Source organism: Acinetobacter sp. AOR41_HL (genome assembly GCF_027854645.1).
GTDB classification, from domain to species: Bacteria; Pseudomonadota; Gammaproteobacteria; order Pseudomonadales; family Moraxellaceae; genus Acinetobacter; species Acinetobacter nosocomialis.
Map to the genome: position 1 here is coordinate 75,376 of NZ_JAKTHZ010000025.1, position 19,244 is coordinate 94,619.

21 protein-coding genes are annotated in these 19,244 nt (G+C 40.1%); 14 read left to right on the plus strand and 7 right to left on the minus strand.

All coding sequences use genetic code 11. From position 1 onward, the window contains the following. Positions 1-129 precede the first annotated feature (129 nt). Both MKL35_RS10130 and MKL35_RS10135 read left to right on the plus strand, forming a co-directional pair. A complete protein-coding gene (locus MKL35_RS10130; RefSeq protein WP_002053376.1) occupies positions 130-2,115 on the plus strand; it encodes a PhoX family protein in 1,986 nt (661 codons plus the stop codon). Positions 2,116-2,320: 205 nt separating this feature from the next. Beyond that, a complete protein-coding gene (locus tag MKL35_RS10135; RefSeq protein ID WP_032009852.1) occupies positions 2,321-4,513 on the plus strand; it encodes a PhoX family protein in 2,193 nt (730 codons plus the stop codon). Positions 4,514-4,557: 44 nt separating this feature from the next. On the opposite strand, the gene MKL35_RS10140 is transcribed toward MKL35_RS10135, so the two are convergent. After that, the gene (locus MKL35_RS10140) at positions 4,558-5,337 is read right to left on the minus strand and encodes an NRDE family protein (protein WP_032009854.1); all 780 of its coding nucleotides are present in this window, start codon (positions 5,335-5,337) and stop codon (positions 4,558-4,560) included. A 93-nt stretch (positions 5,338-5,430) separates the two neighbouring features. On the opposite strand from MKL35_RS10140, the gene lgt reads away from it, so the two are divergent. The 8 genes from lgt (at position 5,431) to msrA (ending at position 10,946) form a co-directional block, all read left to right on the plus strand. Continuing rightward, entirely contained in the window at positions 5,431-6,249 is an 819-nt protein-coding gene (gene lgt, locus MKL35_RS10145) for a prolipoprotein diacylglyceryl transferase (RefSeq protein WP_002053387.1), read from the plus strand. 73 nt (positions 6,250-6,322) lie between these two features. Next, complete coding sequence (locus tag MKL35_RS10150) at positions 6,323-6,682, plus strand: hypothetical protein (protein ID WP_004710678.1); 360 nt, start codon at positions 6,323-6,325, stop codon at positions 6,680-6,682. An 11-nt stretch (positions 6,683-6,693) separates the two neighbouring features. After that, positions 6,694-7,056 carry a hypothetical protein gene (locus MKL35_RS10155; RefSeq protein WP_032009856.1) on the plus strand — a complete coding sequence of 121 codons (363 nt, stop codon included), beginning with the start codon at positions 6,694-6,696 and terminating at the stop codon, positions 7,054-7,056. A gap of 117 nt (positions 7,057-7,173) precedes the next feature. Next, the gene (thyA, locus tag MKL35_RS10160) at positions 7,174-8,016 is read left to right on the plus strand and encodes a thymidylate synthase (RefSeq protein WP_032009858.1); all 843 of its coding nucleotides are present in this window, start codon (positions 7,174-7,176) and stop codon (positions 8,014-8,016) included. Positions 8,017-8,060: 44 nt separating this feature from the next. Then, positions 8,061-8,570 (plus strand): dihydrofolate reductase, encoded by a 510-nt coding sequence (locus MKL35_RS10165; protein ID WP_000312548.1) that lies wholly within the window; start codon positions 8,061-8,063, stop codon positions 8,568-8,570. A gap of 14 nt (positions 8,571-8,584) precedes the next feature. Next, entirely contained in the window at positions 8,585-9,640 is a 1,056-nt protein-coding gene (locus MKL35_RS10170; protein ID WP_032009861.1) for an Lnb N-terminal periplasmic domain-containing protein, read from the plus strand. 148 nt (positions 9,641-9,788) lie between these two features. Continuing rightward, a complete protein-coding gene (locus MKL35_RS10175) occupies positions 9,789-10,286 on the plus strand; it encodes an SRPBCC family protein (protein ID WP_032009863.1) in 498 nt (165 codons plus the stop codon). A gap of 135 nt (positions 10,287-10,421) precedes the next feature. After that, positions 10,422-10,946: a peptide-methionine (S)-S-oxide reductase MsrA gene (msrA, locus tag MKL35_RS10180; RefSeq protein ID WP_002053439.1), complete on the plus strand. Its 525-nt coding sequence runs from the start codon at positions 10,422-10,424 to the stop codon at positions 10,944-10,946. Between the two features lie 57 nt (positions 10,947-11,003). Here the strand turns inward: msrA and MKL35_RS10185 are convergent, their stop codons facing one another. The 5 genes from MKL35_RS10185 to MKL35_RS10205 form a co-directional block, all read right to left on the minus strand. Beyond that, positions 11,004-11,408, minus strand: coding sequence for an ExbD/TolR family protein (locus tag MKL35_RS10185; protein WP_002053449.1), 405 nt, complete (start codon positions 11,406-11,408; stop codon positions 11,004-11,006). Beyond that, a complete protein-coding gene (locus MKL35_RS10190) occupies positions 11,408-12,028 on the minus strand; it encodes a MotA/TolQ/ExbB proton channel family protein (protein ID WP_002053291.1) in 621 nt (206 codons plus the stop codon). Before MKL35_RS10190 ends, MKL35_RS10185 begins: the two co-directional genes overlap by 1 nt. Positions 12,029-12,073: 45 nt before the next feature. Then, entirely contained in the window at positions 12,074-12,829 is a 756-nt protein-coding gene (locus MKL35_RS10195) for an energy transducer TonB (protein WP_002053518.1), read from the minus strand. A gap of 385 nt (positions 12,830-13,214) precedes the next feature. Next, on the minus strand, positions 13,215-14,078 hold the full coding sequence (gene purU / locus MKL35_RS10200; RefSeq protein ID WP_002053369.1) for a formyltetrahydrofolate deformylase: 864 nt from the start codon (positions 14,076-14,078) through the stop codon (positions 13,215-13,217). 74 nt (positions 14,079-14,152) lie between these two features. After that, positions 14,153-14,845 carry a TetR/AcrR family transcriptional regulator gene (locus tag MKL35_RS10205; RefSeq protein ID WP_002053350.1) on the minus strand — a complete coding sequence of 231 codons (693 nt, stop codon included), beginning with the start codon at positions 14,843-14,845 and terminating at the stop codon, positions 14,153-14,155. A gap of 112 nt (positions 14,846-14,957) precedes the next feature. On the opposite strand from MKL35_RS10205, the gene MKL35_RS10210 reads away from it, so the two are divergent. The 4 genes from MKL35_RS10210 to MKL35_RS10225 all read left to right on the plus strand — a co-directional run bounded on the left by MKL35_RS10210 (position 14,958) and on the right by MKL35_RS10225 (position 18,835). Beyond that, entirely contained in the window at positions 14,958-16,406 is a 1,449-nt protein-coding gene (locus MKL35_RS10210; protein ID WP_006580455.1) for a coniferyl aldehyde dehydrogenase, read from the plus strand. Positions 16,407-16,573: 167 nt separating this feature from the next. After that, positions 16,574-16,810, plus strand: a complete 237-nt coding sequence (gene rpmB, locus MKL35_RS10215) for a 50S ribosomal protein L28 (RefSeq protein ID WP_000048256.1) — start codon at positions 16,574-16,576, stop codon at positions 16,808-16,810. Positions 16,811-16,822: 12 nt separating this feature from the next. Continuing rightward, positions 16,823-16,978, plus strand: coding sequence for a 50S ribosomal protein L33 (gene rpmG / locus MKL35_RS10220; RefSeq protein ID WP_001205031.1), 156 nt, complete (start codon positions 16,823-16,825; stop codon positions 16,976-16,978). Between the two features lie 147 nt (positions 16,979-17,125). Continuing rightward, complete coding sequence (locus MKL35_RS10225) at positions 17,126-18,835, plus strand: cation:proton antiporter (protein WP_032009867.1); 1,710 nt, start codon at positions 17,126-17,128, stop codon at positions 18,833-18,835. A gap of 36 nt (positions 18,836-18,871) precedes the next feature. On the opposite strand, the gene MKL35_RS10230 is transcribed toward MKL35_RS10225, so the two are convergent. Then, positions 18,872-19,150 carry a hypothetical protein gene (locus tag MKL35_RS10230; RefSeq protein WP_002053465.1) on the minus strand — a complete coding sequence of 93 codons (279 nt, stop codon included), beginning with the start codon at positions 19,148-19,150 and terminating at the stop codon, positions 18,872-18,874. Positions 19,151-19,244 lie beyond the last annotated feature (94 nt).

A 19,244-nucleotide genomic window follows, 5' to 3' on the forward strand; every position in this document is an offset into this window, starting at 1 on the left:
ACTTTTAAATCGTCTTAATTAATCAAACCATAAACTGTCTTCAAAGTGACTTAAAAATGTAAGAAAAGTGTCATTTCCAATCCATAGAATCGACTCAACAAATATACACACAAAAGTTACGGATTTATTATGACAACTGCTTCTAACCACCCAACACGTCGCGATATTTTAAAATGGTTTACGGGGATTCCTTTTCTTCCATTAGGTGCGATGGCTACGGCAGCAACGTTAGCAGGCTGTAATGACAGCAATAATGATTCAGATGTTGTTACTCCACCACCAACAGTAAACTTTAAAAACGCAACCTTTACATCAATGGCAGCGCCATCTTTAGCTAACCCAGCGGCGATGGCAACCACAACTGTTGCATCAAGCCTTTCAATTAATTGGGAAGATGGCTCAAAAACTGACTACACATTAGCGTATAAGCCTTTCTTTACCACAGGTGATTTGGTTGCAGACGGTAAAGGTGGAAAAATTCTAGCGGGTGGATATGTTGATATTAATAATCAACCAATTATTGATAAGTCAAAACCAGGCCAAGAACGTCAATTCTTCTCTGACTGTCCGGACGGAAGCTCTTTAATTAGCTTTAAACAAGCAACAGGCCGTGACTTTACCGATGCAGACAAACAAGCTTTAGGTGTTACTGGCAACCCTGTATTTCACGTAGTTCAATTTGAATATACGACTCGTGACCAAAGCTTAGCATCTATGTATGGTTTACTACCATCTCCAATTGCGATTTTAACTTTAGACCAAGACCCTAAAACTGGTCATTTAACCCTTGTTAAATACCACAATGTTGATACCTCTAAAGTAAACGGTTTATGGATCACGTGTGGTGCAAGTTTATCTCCATGGGGAACTCACCTGTCGAGTGAAGAATATGAACCAGATGCAAACAATGTTGCTGGAAGCTATTTACCAGTATTTAGCAAAAACTTATTTGGCGACAGTACAAAAGGTAATCCTTACCACTACGGTCACTTACCAGAAGTTACTGTAAATACGGATGGTACAGGTTCAATCAAAAAACATTACTGTTTAGGTCGTATCTCTCACGAACTTATTCAAGTTATGCCAGATAACCGCACTGCATTGATGGGTGATGATGCAACAAATGGCGGTTTATTCATGTTTGTTGCAGATAAAGAAAAAGACTTATCTGCGGGTACGCTCTATGTAGCTAAATGGAAGCAAACCTCAGGCGTAGGTGCTGGTGCCGGTGATATTTCTTGGATTAACCTTGGTCACGCGACAAGTGCTGAAGTAAAGAGCTGGGCTGATCAATATAAGATTACCGACCTGATGGATGTAAAAACGTCTGATCCAAAAGATGCAAGCTATACCAAAATCCGTTATAGCGGTAAAGATAACTGGGTAAAACTTGTACCTGGTAAAGAACGTGAAGCGGCTTTCTTAGAAACGCATCGTTATGCAGCCTTGGTTGGTGCAAGTATGGGCTTTACTAAGATGGAAGGCACAACTGTAAATATCAAAGATAAAATCGCTTACTCTGCGATGTCTTATGTACAGTCTTCTATGGTTGATAAAACTACTGATATTCAAGTACAAGGTCCAAAAGCTGGTGCAATTTACGCACATACGTTAAAAGGCAGCCAAGTTGATAACAAAGGTCAGCTTATTAACAGTGAATGGGTATCGACTCATATGGAACCACCTGCAGCTTTAGTAGGTGAAGACCTAACAACTGCTGATGCTTTAGGTAATACTGCAAATGCAGATAAAATTGCCAACCCAGACAACATTAAGTTCTCTGAAAATTTACGTACCCTCTTCATTGGTGAAGATAGTGGTATGCACGTAAATAACTTCTTATGGGCATATAATGTTGATACCAAACAATTAAGCCGTATCTTATCAACGCCTGCTGGCGCAGAATCTACAGGTTTGCACGCAGTTGACTCTGTAAATGGTTGGACTTACATCATGAGTAACTTCCAGCACCCTGGTGACTGGGAATCTCCATTACACGATAAAGTAAAAGCAACGCTTGATCCTCTTGTTCGTGCAAACTACAAAGATCGTTTTGCAGCAGCAGTTGGCTATATTACAGCTGACCCTATCGCACCATCTGTTGTGAAGAAATAATTCTTAGCTCAACTCAAAAGAAGCCTGCTTTATGCAGGTTTCTTTTATTTAAAAGCATTTATAAAAATAAAAAGCCCTTTTCTTTTTTGACTAAACGATCAAATTTTTCATTAAGTTATCATTAAAACGTCAAGACCTCGTCATATTCAAAATTTAAGCTAATCAAGACTTTTAGAAAAAACTTATTTTGAATTAGGAATTTAATATGAACGATTTGACGCCATATCATGAAGATCAGGAATTAGACAACAACACTTCAGACAATATTCACTTTCGTGATGTTTTAGACCAATATGTGAGCCGTCGTAGCCTCATTACTAAAGCAGCAAGCGGTGCTGTGGCATTAACTTTAGCCTCTACTTTAACGGGCTGTAATGATAATAACGATGACTCTGGTTCTAATAACGGTGGAACTGCTCCAGTCGATCCAAACAAAAAGCCTGAAAAACTTACCTTTACGCCAGTTGCTAAAAATTTAAATGATATTGTGACCGTACCAGAAGGTTACGAAGCAAATATAATTTACGCTTTAGGTGATTCTCTTAATCCTTCTTTTGGTGATTGGGACGATAACAATATTCCATCTGGTCCAAGCTTCCAGTTTCGCTCAGGTGACTGCCATGATGGTATGCACTATTTTGGTTTAAACACATTAACAAACCGTTTTGATGACACTGTTTCAGCACAAGGTTTATTGGTGATGAACCACGAATATATCAACCAAACCTTTCTACACCCTAAAGGTCCGACCAAAGTTGATGGACGCCGCCCAGAAGACGAAGTCATTCGTGAAACCAATGCCCATGGGGTTTCTGTAGTTCATATCAAAAAAGACCCTGCTACTCAAAAAGTCGAAGTTGTAAAAAACTCTATTTTTAATAGACGCATTACAGGTTCTACAGTCATGGACTTCGCTGGTGCCGCGGCAGGATCTAACTTACTTTCGACGCGTTTTTCGCCTGCTGGTCGCCAGACTCGTGGTACACACAACAACTGTGGTAATGGCTATACACCTTGGGGAACATACTTAACCACGGAAGAAAACTTCATTGGTTATTTTGCGCGTAGTACAACTGATGATGCGCTACGTACTCCAGAAGAAATTATTGCTCTTAAACGCTATGGTCTTAAAGCAGGATCAAGCTCTCGCTACGGTTGGGAAACCGCAATTGGTCAAGTAGAGGCGCAAGACCTATATGACCGCTGGAATGCCGATGTAAAAGCAGCTCAAGCAACTCAAGATTACCGCAATGGACCAAACACATTTGGCTGGATGGTCGAAATTGACCCATTTGATAACCGCCAAAATCCGGTTAAACGCACATCATTAGGCCGTTTTGCCCATGAAGACAGTGCATGCCGTGCCGTAGCAGGTCAACCAATCGCATTTTATATGGGGGATGACTCTCGTGGCGAATATATCTATAAGTTTGTTTCAACCGCAGTGTGGGACACAAAAGATATAAACGGCGGTTATGCAGCCGGTGACAAATACATGAACTCAGGTAAGTTGTATGTTGCCAAGTTTAATAACGATGGTTCAGGTCAATGGATTGAACTTGCCTACGGTAAAAATGGTTTAAATGAAAGTAACACTACCTATCCATTTAAATCTCAGGCAGAGGTAGTCACTTTTGCACGCTTGGCAGCAGATTCAGTCGGAGCAACTAAAATGGATCGTCCAGAGTGGGCTACAGTTAACCCAATCAATGGCGAAATCTATGTCACACTTACAAACAACTCAAACCGTGGAAAAGATTACCCTACAGATGCGGCTAACCCTCGTAACTATACCGATCTGTATGCAGGCACAAAAGAACAAAAGGGAAATGTGAACGGTCATATCATCCGTTTTAGAGAAGCCGATGACAAAACCACTGCTGAAACCTTCAAATGGGATATTTATCTGTTCGGTGCAGAAGCTTCGATGGCTTCAAATATCAATTTGTCAGGCTTAACAGACAATAACGACTTTTCATCTCCAGATGGTATGTGGTTTGACCCACGCGGTGTTCTCTGGATTGAAACAGATGACGGCGCTTATACAGATGTCACCAACTGTATGATGCTTGCTGCCCTACCAGGACAAATTGGTGATGGTGGTGCGGCAACTACTTCAAATGGTCAGCAAACCATAACAGGTGCTAAAGTTACAGACGCAACATTACGCCGTTTCTTAGTTGGACCAAAGCAATGTGAAATTACTGGTATTGCCATGACACCTGACTACAAAGCTATTTTCATTAATGTTCAGCATCCTGGTGAAGACTCGGCAAGTTATGCAAAACCAGAAAGTAACTGGCCTGCCACACAAAAAGATCCAAGCAACAAAACTGCCCGCCCACGTTCGGCAACTGTAGTTATTACCCGTAAAGATGGCGGTGTTATTGCTGGTTAATTGATTTCTTCCTAGAAAATGCCGATCAAGTGATCGGCATTCTTTTAACGGTTTAGAGGCACCTGCTGCTGTACAATTTGGCCGCTATGTTCGCCTTGCTGGGTCTTTTCCAACCAAATCCATTCATTATTGGTCATTCTTAAAAAATTCGAACACCGGCTTCCATATACTGGACTTTGAATAAAAGTCGATGATAGCAACTCTTCCATTTCTGGTTGAATGCCTGTATTTGGCAACAATGCTGTGGTGACCTTGCGCTCATCTTCTAAAATATCCCACGCTGCATGTTGCAAGCTTAACTCTTTTGTTTTGTGCTGATGCATAGGCAAGAACTCTTGCGTAAAACGTGTGCGTAAATGTCTGGTTTTCTCCCAGTGATCGGACATTAAACCATTCGAAACCACATAAACACCGTTGGCTAATACTTGAGGAGCCTCACCACGATTGCTCATGTAGACCGCTTGATCGGCAGTCCCCATAAACAGGTTAAAACCAGCAAAGTTCTGTTGCCGTTGTTCTAATTGCTGAGCAAAGCGAATCGGTAATAAATCAGACTCTAAAAAAGCCTGAACCAAATGACCACGAGAAGTTTCATATTGTTTTTTATCACGTCCATCACGGAAATTAGTTAACACAGCCCATCGGCCCTGCGGCGTAACACCCATCCAAGTACCACCGGACTGTAAGTCTTGCCCTGCAATGATTGGCGTATGTTCCCATTGATGCAACAATGCTGTTGGTCGGTGATAAAACTCATCACGGTTTGAAATCAGACACAAGGGCATATCATCCAGAACATGCCATGCTAAAGCCACAATACACATTGATTCTTGTTCCCTATGTTTACACATTGAATGTACAACATTTTTCACATCATTCCGCTACAATCTGTCAAAACGTAAGATCAAGGAGCAGCAATGCTGACCTATCCTAATATCGATCCGGTCGCAATACATCTAGGACCTCTTCAAGTCCATTGGTATGGACTCATGTATTTATTGGCATTTTTATGTGCTTGGGGACTCGCTTCCTACCGTGCCAAACAGCGTGATGGCTGGACATCGGACATGGTTTCCGATCTGGTGTTTTACGGCGCCTTAGGGGTTGTACTCGGCGGACGTATCGGCTATGTGCTTTTCTATGAGTTTGATAAATTCCTTGAAAACCCGATCTGGCTCTTCCAAGTCTGGACAGGTGGTATGAGCTTCCACGGCGGCTTCTTAGGCGTCATGATTGCAATGCTATTCTGGTGTAAAAAATATCAAAAAACATGGTTCCAGACACTCGACTTTATTGCCCCTTGTGTACCGACAGGCTTAATGTTTGGACGCTTCGGTAACTTTATTGGTGGAGAATTATATGGTCGTGCGGTTACAGATCCGAATTATCCGTTCGGCATGATTTTCCCAACCGACCCATTACATTTAGTTCGTCACCCTTCTCAAATTTATCAAGCGCTTTGTGAAGGTCTAATTCTATTCATTGTTTTGTGGTGGTTTAGCTCAAAACCACGCCCACGTATGGCCGTATCTGCCCTATTTTTAATGGGTTATGGTGTTGCACGCTTTGTGATGGAATTCTTCCGTCAACCAGATGCTGACCAAGGTTTTATCTTGTTTGGTTGGATGACGAAAGGACAAATCCTCACCGTTCCAATGCTACTCATTGGCCTTTGGATGATGTGGTATGCCTACCAAAAGAAAATTTATGACTGGGGTCCTCAAAAGAACAGTTAACATCTAAATCAGAGGAGTTTCGGCTCCTCTTTTTTATGCTACAGTTTTTATCTCCCAAGAAAGAAGATTCGCCATGCTGGAATTCTGGTTTAACAAGCAAGTCCCGACTTTTAAAAAATTAATGATCTTAATTATTACCCTCTTAATCTGTATTGGGTTATATCAATATCAACCATTGCCTTTAGATACTATTTTAATGTTTACAGGAACTGGGGTTATTTTTTTAATCTGTCGTTACTTTAAATTGCATTTTGCTCAAAGTAACCCAACCGGTTTACTTTACCGCCTATTTACGTGGGTGCCTATTGCCCTCTTGTTTGCACTTATTTTTGTAAAAACCATGCCTAACTTACTGATCTGGGGCGTTCAAGGCATCGCATTTATGGCGCTTGCTGCTTTTATTTTTTCACCCCAATCGTTATTTAACAAATAGGCTCATTTTTTATGTTGGCTTATTGGTATAACGCACCGCGTCACATCAAACTCATCTTCATTATTGTCGTTTGTGCTGCAATTTATGCAGCCAATCAAGTTCAGCCTTTATCGTCGACTTACACTGTTCTTAGCCTCGTGTTAGGGTTCGGGCTTCATTTCGGGCAATATTTACAAACAAAAATTCCAGAGCACAGCTCATATAAATCTAAACTCCAGTTTCTGCTTAGAATTTACCCTCTCATTATTGTTGTTATTGTGATGTGGTTATTGCCCCCTCAACACAATTGGATCGCAACAATACAAGCTTTAGGCTTTGTACTGGTTGGATTTTTTCTTGTTTCAATTTATCAAAATCGTGCCAAGCGTTTTTAAGCATAAAGTTTAGCTCGTTTTTACTATTCCTAAAGCATGCTATTATCTTCCACGGTTTATTGATCCATGAACCGTCTCCCTTTTATTTTATGGAATTAATCCGAACTCGAGAGTGTTATGCGTGCATATTTAGACCTTCTACAACATATCCTTGATAATGGCGGTGACAAAGGCGACCGTACAGGCACAGGAACCCGTTCTGTATTTGGTCATCAAATGCGTTTTGATCTCTCTAAAGGTTTTCCTTTACTCACCACAAAAAAAGTTCACTTTCGTTCTATCGTGATTGAGTTACTTTGGTTCTTAAAAGGCGATACTAACGTTAAGTACTTACAAGACAATAAAGTCACTATTTGGGATGAATGGGCAACAGCAGAACAAACTGCCCGTTTCGGCCGCCCAGAACATGAGCTTGGCCCAGTTTATGGCCATCAATGGCGTAATTTCGGCGCAACCAAGAATGCCGATGGTACTTATAACCAAGATGGTTTTGACCAAATTAAATGGTTAATTAATGAAATTAAAACCAACCCAAATTCACGCCGTTTAATTGTCTCTGGCTGGAACCCAAATGAGGCCGGACAAGTTGCTTTACCGCCTTGCCACACACTCTTCCAATTTTTTGTACAAGACAACAAGTTGTCATGCCAGCTTTATCAACGTAGTGCTGACGTATTCTTAGGCGTGCCATTTAATATTGCCAGCTATGCCCTACTCACCCATATGATTGCTCAGGTGTGTGACTTAGGTGTTGGTGATTTTGTTTGGACAGGTGGCGATACGCATCTTTATGCCAACCATTTTGAGCAGGCAAAACTACAATTGACGCGTGAGCCATTAGCACTTTGCCAATTAAAACTTAATCCGGAAGTTAAAGATATTTTCGACTTCAAATTTGAAGATATCGAGATTGTAGGTTACGAGTCACATCCGGCAATTAAAGCACCAGTTGCAGTATAACGACGGCTTAAATTTCATTAGATTACGGTTTAGAGAATAAGATTATGGCATGGCAAAATGTAGAAGTTGTCCACGTTGTCGCAATGGACAAAAATCACTGTATTGGTAAAGGCAATGCGTTGCCATGGCATATCTCTGCCGACTTAAAACATTTTAAAGAAATCACACAAGGTGGTGTGGTGATCATGGGCCGCAAAACCCTTGAGTCTATGGGCCGTGCTCTACCGAACCGTGTGAACTGGGTAATTACCCGTGACATTAACTGGCATTTTGACGGCGTAAAAATTGCGTATTCAATTGAAGATGCTTTAAATGCTGCTTTAGAAGATGCCAAAAACACCGAAAAGCAAGCTTTATTCATTATTGGTGGCGGTGAAATCTTTAAGCAAACCTTGTCAATTGCAGACCGTCTTGAGCTCACTCATGTTGACTTAGATGTACAAGGTGATGCACATTATCCAACTATACCGAGTGAATTTCATAAAACTGCAAGCGAACAGCAAGTAGATGAAAAATCAGGAACTTCATTCGAATTTGCCACTTATAAAAAATAATTTTCTGGTCGCCTATGCACAATATTGGAACGCGTGAATTTATTATCGCCCTCGCTTTCGGCGCTTTACATAGTTTATTCACGTTGTTTATTGTGCTTTCCAGCATTTGGGTATGCTTAGCCTTATGGGTGCAACAACCTTTTGGCTGGTTAGGCAGCCGTATTATTATCGGCATATGGATTGCCTTTGCTCTAAGTATGGCAGGCTTATATTTTAATGGGCATATCATTAGCCGTCGTACAGACGTTTTAATCTACCTGTTAGCTTTTGCCTGCTCTTTGGTTTGGTACTTTTCGATTACTGCACGTCAAGACCGTGACTGGAACCCTGAAGTTGCCAATATGTTAAGTTACGAAAAACACGGCAGTGTTATTACTTTGCACAATGTCCGTAACTTCAACTGGCATCCAGATGGAACCTATGATGTCCGTTGGGAAACCCGTACTTTTGATCTAAACCAGTTAAATGGCATAAATATCATTACCTCTTATTGGATGGGGCCACAAATTGCCCATACACTGGTCAGTTTCGAATTTAAAAATCAACAACCTTTAGTTTTTTCCATCGAAATTCGAAAAGAAAAGACTGAAGAGTTTTCAGCAATTGGTGGCTTCTTTAGAAAATATGAACTGAGCTTAATTGCATCTGATGAAAAAGATATTGTCTACACACGTAGCAACATTCGTAAAGAGCAAGTTTATAATTTCCCGGTCAATATGCCTCGCTCTGAACAAAAAGCACTATTTTTAGAATATCTTAAAAAGTCAGATGAGCTACGTGCACAGCCAAAATGGTATAACACCCTCACAAGTAATTGCACAACCTTGATTTTTGATATGGTTCAAGCCATTAACCCATATCAACTCCCTAAAGATTATCGGTTAATTGCGTCTGGTTACTTACCTAATTATTTATACGATCTTAAAGCACTTAATCAAAATATTAGTTTAAAACAGTGGTATCAAATCGCACATATCAATCCACGTACTGAGCATTTTGAACAACTTTCAGATCAGAGTAGTGAACACTTCTCTCAAATTGTGCGACAAGGTTTACCCAAAGCTGACTAGAGTCTGCTTGATATTTTATAAACTCATTTTCGCCAAATATTAGAAGAACACTTTGAGAGCATTGAATATGATCTGCAAAAATTACAAAGTAATTCCAAAACTTATTCAATTTGTAAGTTAACCAGTTTTCTAATAAAGGAAAATAATCATGATAGAAAAAATTACACCATTTAGTATTTCTAAAGTATTTAATGCACCTCGTGATCTTGTATTCAAGGTACATACTAATATTAATCACTTACAAAATTGGATGAGTCCAAAAAATTTCAAAATCATTCATACCTCAATGGATTTTAGAGTTGGTGGCACTTATCACTATGGATTAGAAGGACCCGATGGAACACAAATGTGGGGTAAGCAAGTGTTTCGTGAGATTGTACCTAATGAGCGATTAATGTTTATTCAATCTTTTTCAGACAAAGACGGTAACAACACACGACACCCTATGTCACCGACATGGCCATTAGAAATGTTAGCAACCACAACTTTTGAAGATATTGATAATAAAACAAAAGTCACAATTACTTGGCAACCGTGGAACTCTGACGATATTGGTAACTCAACTTTTGATTCTGCACGCGATGGAATGACGCAAGGATTTAATGGAACATTCTCCAATTTAGAAGCTTATTTAAAAACCCTTTAAATATAGAGGATCTGTTGGTGGCTATCGAAAACTAAATAAGTTATTCTCTTTTTCTTTACTTTTTTATACACGCTTTACTTTGTAATCTAGATAGATAGACCCTATTGTAATAGGCAGGAAATAGAGGGAAAAACAATGCAACAGGCATTATTTGGCGGCGGCTGTTTTTGGTGCGTCGAAGCCGTATTTTTACAAATACGTGGTGTAGAAAAAGTAACAAGTGGTTATGCTGGTGGGCATACAACTCAGCCAACTTATGAGCAAGTATGTCAAGGTGACACTCAGCATGCTGAAGTAGTTCTCATCGACTTTGATGAACAACAAGTTACATATTCTCAGTTACTTGATGTGTTCTTTGCAACGCATGATCCAACGACCTTAAATCGCCAAGGTAATGATATTGGTACTCAGTACCGCTCTGTTATTTACTATTTTAATGAAGAGCAAAAACAGGCAGCAGAACACACGATTCAAACGTTAAAAGATGACGATCTTGATATTGTGACTGAGCTGTCTCCTGCCCCGACATTCTATCCAGCCGAAGAATATCATCAGAATTACTATGCAAAGAATCCTTCACAAGGTTATTGCAACTTTGCGATTCCACCTAAGCTATTAAAGCTATATAGTAAATTCCAGCATCTAATGAAAGATCAATAAATTAGAGCAATAAAAAAGCAACCAAGTCGGTTGCTTTTTTATTGAGTAAACTAAATTTTAGTTTTCACTTACAAAGGCAATATCGCTCAGTCCGGCTTCACTGGCGCGAGACATTACCTGAGCTACCGTATCGTACTTCGACTCTTTATCAGCACGAAGTTGAACGGTTGGTTTAACCGCACCTTGACCTGCTTCTTGGAAACGTTTTTGAAGCTCATCAAGACTAATTACTTGAGTATCCCAAGCCACTTCACCATTTGCATTGATACTAATCGTAATTGCTTTTGGTGGTGGATCAATAATTTCAGCAGTTGTTTTAGGCAGTGTTAATGGAATCGATGGGTTGGCAACTGTTGCTGTGACCAAAAAGATGATCATTAACACCAACATAATGTCGATTAGCGGAATGAGGTTCATCTCATTTATGCCACTATCGTGGTCTTCACCCAATTGAAAAGCCATTAAGCTTGACCTCCAACATAACTTTGCTCTGCAGTTTTAACATCAGACTTTACAGTTGAGTCTTGCTGCAACATGGTGTCGATTAACAAACTGTGTGCTTGATCTTGTAAATCATGAGCAAGACCACGATTAGCACGTACACAAATGTTATAAGCCAATACCGCAGGAATCGCAACTGCAAGACCAAGACCAGTCATAATAAGTGCTTCACCTACTGGTGTAGCCACCTGAGCCAAACCTGCTTGTCCGCTCTTACCTACAGCAACCAGCGCGTGGAAAATACCCCATACCGTACCAAACAAACCAACAAATGGTGCAATTGAAGCAATTGTTCCTAAAACAGAAATACCTTTCTCAGCATTGACTTTTTCAGCAGAAATTTGGCGCAATAATGCTTGCTCTGCAACTGCTTTACGCTGTTCAAAACTCAAAGGCTGTAACTTCGCTTTTAGCGAACTAATAGCTTTAGAGAGTTGAGCATAAGCTTGTTGTTTTAGTTGGCGAGTCCCCATCAAACGTAAGATGAAAACTGTCCAGGTAGCAATCGACATTGCCAATAAGATGAAATACAGGGTTTTACTCACTGCATCTGCATGTTGCCAATAGATTGAAAAGTTCATATTCGAACTCCTGATTAAGGTTAGCCGTTGGGACTCAAATTTCGTTTAAGGGGTTAAATCAAACGGTTGCTCTGCTTTAATTGGATAAGCAACACCGTTTTCCATATAAGGTTTAAATTTTGCACCACGTACAGCACGGACTACTTTGTCATCTAGACTTGAGATGCCACTGCTTCGTGTTACGCGCACATTAGTAATCTTGCCTTTTTCATCGGCTTCAATGAGTACAACAACTGAACGCGCTTCGCCTTGTAAATCTTTTGGTGAAACAGTCAAACGTGGTGAGCGACTCCACTGCACACCTGAACCACCAATTGAAACATGTTTTGGTGATGGATCTGGCGCAGGTTGAGCTTTAGGTGCTTCTTGCACCACTGGCTTTGGCTTTTCAACGACTTTTTCAGTCACAGTAGTTGTTGGGGTCACTACTTTTGGTTCAACTTTAGGTTCTGTCTTTACTGCTTGTTTAGGAGTTTCAGCCTTTTTCACCTGCTGAATTTTTTCCACTGGTTTAGGCGGAGTCACAGGTTTCTCAACAACCTTAACTTCTTTCACTTCTTTTTTAGGTTCCGGCTTTTTAGGCGGTTCTTTCGGTTTCGGTGGTAAAGGTTTTGGTTGTTCTTGAATTTTTACAAAGCGGACTTGTAAAGGCTTCTTATCAATTGGCTTTAGTTCAGCAGGCTTAATGTGGCTAACTGCCCATAAGACCCCGATATGACCAATTGCAACCGCAATTAGTGCCGTGATGACTTTCTTTTTCATCGGATTGGGAGAGTTTAAGGCTGCGGAAGATTGACTCATAAGAATCTAATTACCTAATGGATGATGAAGTCGACTTCAATTTATAGAAACGATTTCAAACATCGGATAGAACAATAAAGTGCCACAATAATAAATGAGAAGTGTTTTCATTTGCAACTACTTTTTTGCGAAAACACTTCCCAGTATCGTGCGATCTAACTTCATAAAGTGATATCACTTTACTTTTCTCATGTTTAGACAATGCACTAAAACTTGTTGGTTTCAGATACTACTTATCAAATCGTGCTCAACTTAAAAAAACATTAAGCAGCTATATTGAATGTAATCAATGAAACCTCAAATTATAGTTATGTTATAACATTTTAATTTTATTTTAGCCATAAAAAAGCACACTCAAAAGTGTGCTTTTAAAAATATGAGGTAATTAGAAAACAACCGTCTTATTACCATCTACAATGATTCGGTCTTCTAAATGCCATTTAACAGCACGAGCTAACACATTACGTTCCACATCTTCGCCAAGCTCACGTAACTGCTCAACATTATAATCGTGGCTTACACGCTCAACGTCTTGCTCAATAATTGGGCCTTGGTCTAGGTCAGCAGTCACATAGTGAGCTGTTGCGCCAATCAACTTTACACCTTTTTCATATGCTTGCTTGTACGGGTTTGCGCCCACAAAAGCAGGTAAGAATGAGTGGTGAATATTGATAATTTTCATTTCCCATTTAGAAACGAAATCTTCACTTAAAATCTGCATGTAACGTGCAAGAACTAATAAGTCATTACCTTGCATCATTTCATGAATTTGAGCATAAGCTTCTGCTTTATTGTCTTTGGTTACTTTAATGACTGTAAATGGAATACCAAAGTTTTCAACTGCTTCACGTAAATCTTCATGGTTAGAAATTACGTGGGTAATTTCACAAGGTAAAGAACCACGTGCATGACGCCACAATAGCTCAAGCAAAGCATGGTCAACTTTAGAAACTAAAATACCAACCTTTTTAACGTCATTTACAAAAGCAAGACGCCATTGCATGCCATAACGTTCAGCAACATTTGCAGCGAAAGTCTGAATTAAAGCATCCTTACGTGACTGTAAATGATCAAGTTCAAATTCAACACGCATGAAATAACGCCCGCCTTGAGCTTCCGTCGCATACTGATCAAGCGCGGTAATGTTTGCACCTTGGTGGTACAAAAAGCTCGATACAGCCTGTACGATCCCAGGCTTGTCTTCACAAGTAATCAGTAAACGGGCTGTATTGGCAGTGGTCATATTCATTTGGTTAATATCACTTAATTGAGACAAAATTTTGATAAGCCGAGTATTCTAGCGCTCTAAATAAACAAGCACAACTATTCATCTTTTAAGGATGACAAGCTTGCAAAAAGATCAGAGGGTCCAAGTGATTCTAACAATTGTTCATAAGTCGCACGGCTTTCACCCATCAAATAAGGCCCTTCTAAGAAAACCATTTGACGTAATGCTTGCCAGACCCATTTCTCTTCAAGGTGATTGTTGTCACTAATATGCCCAGACATATATAGAAAGTTGGTCCAGTTGGTTAAGACAATCCAAAGGTTAATAATTAAAGCCTCAATTTCAGAAGCTGTCATTTTCATAAGGCCTGCATCAACAAAGGCCTGATAAATTCGTTGCCCTTGCTGCATCACCTGCCCCGCAAACCGAGGGTAGATTTTTTTAAAATCTTCGTTACTTTCAACTAAGTGATAAACATCACGATGAATAAAACGATAGTTCCATAACTGACCGCTGAGCACTTGAAAATAGTTAATTTTGTCATTGGTCGTTAATGGTCTGTCTTCAGGTAAAGATAGCATTTCCAAAGTCTCGACCTGATATTGATACATTAATTCTTTAATAATTTCATGCTTGTTTCGAAAGTGATAATACAAGTTTCCAGGACTAATGCCCAACTCTGCAGCAATATGATTGGTAGTGACAGACCGTTCGCCACGCTCATTAAAAAGCTGCAAACTGATTTGTAAAATCCGGTCTTTTGTCTTCAAAGCTTTAGGTAGAGACATTTTAATAACCTTCGTTAATTCATATGGTTAAGACTTGCACACAGAAACCAACTTGACTCTTTAGAGTATTTACTCTAAAAAATAAGTATATCAGTATATTTGGTAAGTACCGATGAACAGTCAAACAAAAACAAATCCAGAGACTCAGGTTCCTTATGATGTTAAGCATTTACAAGATTTGCTTGAGCAGCAAAAGATTGCCTACTTACGTCATCCGGTACCCACTGCTAAAGAGCGTATTGATCGTTTAGCTCGTCTTAAAAGAGTCTTGGTAAAATATCAAGATCAGATTGCCGAAGCAATTAACCTTGATTATGGCAATCGTGCCATTATGGAAACCAAAATTGGTGAGTTGCTTACCTGTCTTGAACAAATCAAATATTACAGTAAGAACCTGACCGGATGGATGAAACCATCAAAACGCCATATCAGTGTATTACATCAGCCAGCAAAAGGTTGGGTACAATATCAACCAATGGGCGTAATTGGCATTATTACACCATGGAACTACCCGTTACTACTGTCTGTTGGACCACTTATTTGTGCTTTGGCTGCAGGTAACCATGCCATGATCAAAATTTCGAGTGCTTCTCCAAATTTTGGACAGGTTCTTGAAAATGCACTTTCTGAAGCCTTCCCACAAGAGCTGGTTGGGGTGGTAAATGGCGGCGGCGTAATTTCTGATGCGTTTAGTCATTTGCCTTTCGACAAAATGATTTTCACTGGCTCGACTTCTGTTGGTAAAACTGTCATGGCAGCCGCAGCTCAAAATCTGGTTCCGGTTATTCTTGAGTTGGGTGGTAAATCCCCTGCTTTGGTACATGCTTCCGTAGATATGAAAGATGTCGCACAGCGTATTGCTGTAGGTAAACTATGGAATGCAGGCCAAACTTGTGTTGCGCCAGATCATATTTTCTTGCCACGCGGAAAAACTGCCGAGTTCATTGAAAACTTTAAATTGATTGTGGCCGGAATGTACCCACATTTCCGTAACAACCAAGACTACACCTCTATTATTAATGATAAACAGTACAACCGTATTCAGGGATATCTCGAAAATGCCCGTGATCAAGGTGCGCGTATTGTTGAAGTTAATCCGCAAAATGAAATTTTAGATGATGTCCGCAAAATTGCACCGACTCTAGTGACTGGTGTAACAACTGCAATGGATATTATGCAAAATGAAATTTTTGGTCCTGTTCTACCAATTTTAGAATATGACCAAATCGAAGAGGTCATTGAGTTTATTAATAGTCGCCCGCGTCCTTTAGCAATGTATTATTTTGATTATGATCAGGCACGCGCTGATTATATCTCTCAACATACTCATTCAGGGCATTTCGGAATTAACATGGTGATTACCCATGTTGCGCAAGATGACTTGCCATTTGGAGGAATCGGCGCATCAGGTATGGGTAAATACCACGGACCTGAAGGCTTTTTTGGGCTGTCACATGAACGTTCGGTAATGTCAAATCCAAAACTTTATAGCTTGAAATACATTCTTCCACCGTTCAACAAACCAATTCATCGCTTCATTTCGAAAACCTTGTTGCGTTAACTGATCAAGGCATGATCTGTTACACTAGATCATGCCTCGTTTTTACCAATTTCGCTTGTCTTTTAATCGTATTTTTGGTATAAAACGCCCCTTGAATGAATTCATCCGTTTACATTTAGTATGACTGGCCACAGATTTGCTGTTGGCTAAATCAATGGAGTTACACCATGTCTAAGGTTTGCCAAGTTACCGGCAAGCGTCCAGTCGTTGGTAACAACGTCTCACACGCCAACAACAAAACCAAGCGCCGGTTCGAGCCGAACCTGCACCACCACCGTTTCTGGTTAGAAAGCGAAAAACGTTTTGTACGTCTTCGTTTAACCACTAAAGGTATGCGTATTATTGACAAATTGGGTATCGAAAAGGTTGTTGCAGACCTTCGTGCTCAAGGTCAAAAGATCTAAGGAGTCTGAGCAATGCGTGATAAGATTCGTCTCGTTTCTTCAGCTGGTACAGGTTATTTCTATACCACGACTAAAAACAAACGTACTATGCCGGAAAAAATGGAAATCAAAAAATTTGATCCAAAAATCCGTCAACACGTGATTTTCAAAGAAGCTAAAATCAAATAATTTTAGCGTCGAAAAAAACGACTTCTTAAAGAAGTCGTTTTTTTTTGCATTTTTTTTATACCTGCCTTTTTGTTAAACTTTCTACATATTCCGCCTTGGCATTTTTTATGCTTGTCTTTAGCCTAACTCACGTAAAAGGAGTTTTTAGTGCCGCATGACGTAGATTTAATTATTTTACTTGCTGTTGGTTTCGGTGTTGCCCTCTTTTTTGGCTATATAGCCGCCCGACTACGACTTCCCCCTCTTATTGGCTACCTTATTGCCGGAATTATTATTAGTCCGAATACCCCCGGCATAGAAGCAGATATTCATCTTGCCAACCAACTTGCTGAACTCGGCGTAATGTTCTTGATGTTTGGCGTTGGGATGCATTTTTCATTAAATGATCTTTTACAAGTTCGTCGTATTGCCTTGCCGGGTGCGATTTTACAGATTGCTGTTGCCACTTTACTTGGTATTGGCGTTTCAATGTTATGGGGCTGGAGCTTTGGCTCCGCTCTGGTTTTTGGCTTAAGCCTATCGTGTGCGAGTACTGTTGTCTTATTAAAAGCTTTAGGAGACCGTGGTCTTTTAGACTCTGTAAACGGTAAAATTGCTGTGGGTTGGCTGTTAGTTGAAGACTTAGTGATGGTACTTGTTTTAGTACTTCTTCCAGCTACAGCAGTTTTACTTGGTGGCAAAGCACCAGCAGGCGCAGAAGGCAACATTTGGTTAACGCTTGGAATCACCCTATTAAAAGTGATTGGCTTTATTGCGTTCATGCTCATTGTAGGCAAGCGTGTAGTGCCTATCATTATGCAGTTTGTTGCTCGCTTAGGTTCAAGAGAGCTATTTACGCTGACAGTCGTAGCAGCAGCTGTTTCAATCGCCTATGGCTCTTATGCTATCTTTGGCGTTTCAATGGCCTTAGGGGCCTTCTTTGCGGGTATGGTCGTAAAAGAATCAGACTTTAGCCATCGTGCAGAAGAAGAGACTCTTCCTCTACGAGAAATTTTCTCAATTTTATTTTTCGTTTCGGTAGGAATGTTGTTTGATCCACATATTCTTATCGAGCGTCCACTGCATATTTTGGCAGTTATCGCGATTATTATGGTAGGTAAAACACTTGCTGCAATGGCCTTGGTTTTATTCTTCCGCTATCCAATTAATACTGCTTTGACTGTCGGGGCCAGCCTTGCACAAATTGGTGAGTTTTCATTTATTTTGGCTACACTGGGAGTTTCTTTAGGTCTATTAACCCTAGAAGCGCAAAACCTGATTTTAGCGGGAGCTTTGTTCTCAATTACGCTTAACTCTTTTGTTTTCTCGGCAGTTGAACCTGTACAACGCTGGATTCGTGAACGCTCTCATTTGGCACGACTTCTTGAACGTAGTGGTGACCCACTCGCTATGCTGCCAGATGAAGTCGATCAGGCTTATCTACGCGATCAAGTGGTGATTGTAGGGTATGGTGGCGTTGGACGACGTATTACTGAAAATTTAATTAATCAGAATATTAAAGTCGTAATTGCAGAAGAAAATCGTGAAATTGTAGAAAAGTTACGTCAAGCAAATATTGCTGCCGTAAGTGGTGTAGCAACTGAACCCGGCGTTCTCATTCAGGCTCATATCATGCATGCACGACTATTGGTGATTTCCCCTATGGATATTTTAGATATTCACCGAATTGTGGATATTGCTAAACAATTAAACCCTCAAATTCAGGTTTTAATTTGTGCAGAAAGTAAAGAAGAAGCCGCCGTGATTAGAGACGAACACATTGGTGAAGTATTCTATGCGAAAGAAGAAATGGCGAAGAATATGAGCCATCATATTTTAAATCAAATCGAGCTTGCGCATCAGTCAACACATCATTAACGCATACAAAAAAGCGTACTCAAGAGTACGCTTTTTTTAACTTAGGAATTTAGGCTGCTCATCTACAACTTCAGCCTGCCATTCATTAACCTGCTTCTCTAGCAGTCCAAATAAAGCAGCTTGAATCATATGCTGGGCAACGATAGGCGTTTGCTCGCCTAATATCTCTTTTAGTTCATCACTAAATTGAATTTTAACCAAAGGCTCTTTTTCAGAACCAGCATTACGCAAGGCGAGCTCACCACCTTCGAGTTGGACTAACTCCAACACTGCTTCTTGATTTCCAAATAACTCTTTCAATTGCTGTATAGACATATACTTCCTCCATGTTTCAACATGGTGGCAAAGCACCCTTGCACTTTGCATCTCTCGTCTTATTTATATAGGCGCACTAGGATTAAATTTCAAG

Bases quoted from the DNA above. Each gene is read 5' to 3' on its own strand.
- MKL35_RS10130 (WP_002053376.1), top strand. From the start codon at position 130: ATGACAACTGCTTCTAACCACCCAACACGTCGCGATATTTTAAAATGG.
- MKL35_RS10135 (WP_032009852.1), top strand. From the start codon at position 2,321: ATGAACGATTTGACGCCATATCATGAAGATCAGGAATTAGACAACAAC.
- MKL35_RS10140 (WP_032009854.1), bottom strand. From the start codon at position 5,337: ATGTGTATTGTGGCTTTAGCATGGCATGTTCTGGATGATATGCCCTTG.
- lgt (WP_002053387.1), top strand. From the start codon at position 5,431: ATGCTGACCTATCCTAATATCGATCCGGTCGCAATACATCTAGGACCT.
- MKL35_RS10150 (WP_004710678.1), top strand. From the start codon at position 6,323: ATGCTGGAATTCTGGTTTAACAAGCAAGTCCCGACTTTTAAAAAATTA.
- MKL35_RS10155 (WP_032009856.1), top strand. From the start codon at position 6,694: ATGTTGGCTTATTGGTATAACGCACCGCGTCACATCAAACTCATCTTC.
- thyA (WP_032009858.1), top strand. From the start codon at position 7,174: ATGCGTGCATATTTAGACCTTCTACAACATATCCTTGATAATGGCGGT.
- MKL35_RS10165 (WP_000312548.1), top strand. From the start codon at position 8,061: ATGGCATGGCAAAATGTAGAAGTTGTCCACGTTGTCGCAATGGACAAA.
- MKL35_RS10170 (WP_032009861.1), top strand. From the start codon at position 8,585: ATGCACAATATTGGAACGCGTGAATTTATTATCGCCCTCGCTTTCGGC.
- MKL35_RS10175 (WP_032009863.1), top strand. From the start codon at position 9,789: ATGATAGAAAAAATTACACCATTTAGTATTTCTAAAGTATTTAATGCA.
- msrA (WP_002053439.1), top strand. From the start codon at position 10,422: ATGCAACAGGCATTATTTGGCGGCGGCTGTTTTTGGTGCGTCGAAGCC.
- MKL35_RS10185 (WP_002053449.1), bottom strand. From the start codon at position 11,408: ATGGCTTTTCAATTGGGTGAAGACCACGATAGTGGCATAAATGAGATG.
- MKL35_RS10190 (WP_002053291.1), bottom strand. From the start codon at position 12,028: ATGAACTTTTCAATCTATTGGCAACATGCAGATGCAGTGAGTAAAACC.
- MKL35_RS10195 (WP_002053518.1), bottom strand. From the start codon at position 12,829: ATGAGTCAATCTTCCGCAGCCTTAAACTCTCCCAATCCGATGAAAAAG.
- purU (WP_002053369.1), bottom strand. From the start codon at position 14,078: ATGAATATGACCACTGCCAATACAGCCCGTTTACTGATTACTTGTGAA.
- MKL35_RS10205 (WP_002053350.1), bottom strand. From the start codon at position 14,845: ATGTCTCTACCTAAAGCTTTGAAGACAAAAGACCGGATTTTACAAATC.
- MKL35_RS10210 (WP_006580455.1), top strand. From the start codon at position 14,958: ATGAACAGTCAAACAAAAACAAATCCAGAGACTCAGGTTCCTTATGAT.
- rpmB (WP_000048256.1), top strand. From the start codon at position 16,574: ATGTCTAAGGTTTGCCAAGTTACCGGCAAGCGTCCAGTCGTTGGTAAC.
- rpmG (WP_001205031.1), top strand. From the start codon at position 16,823: ATGCGTGATAAGATTCGTCTCGTTTCTTCAGCTGGTACAGGTTATTTC.
- MKL35_RS10230 (WP_002053465.1), bottom strand. From the start codon at position 19,150: ATGTCTATACAGCAATTGAAAGAGTTATTTGGAAATCAAGAAGCAGTG.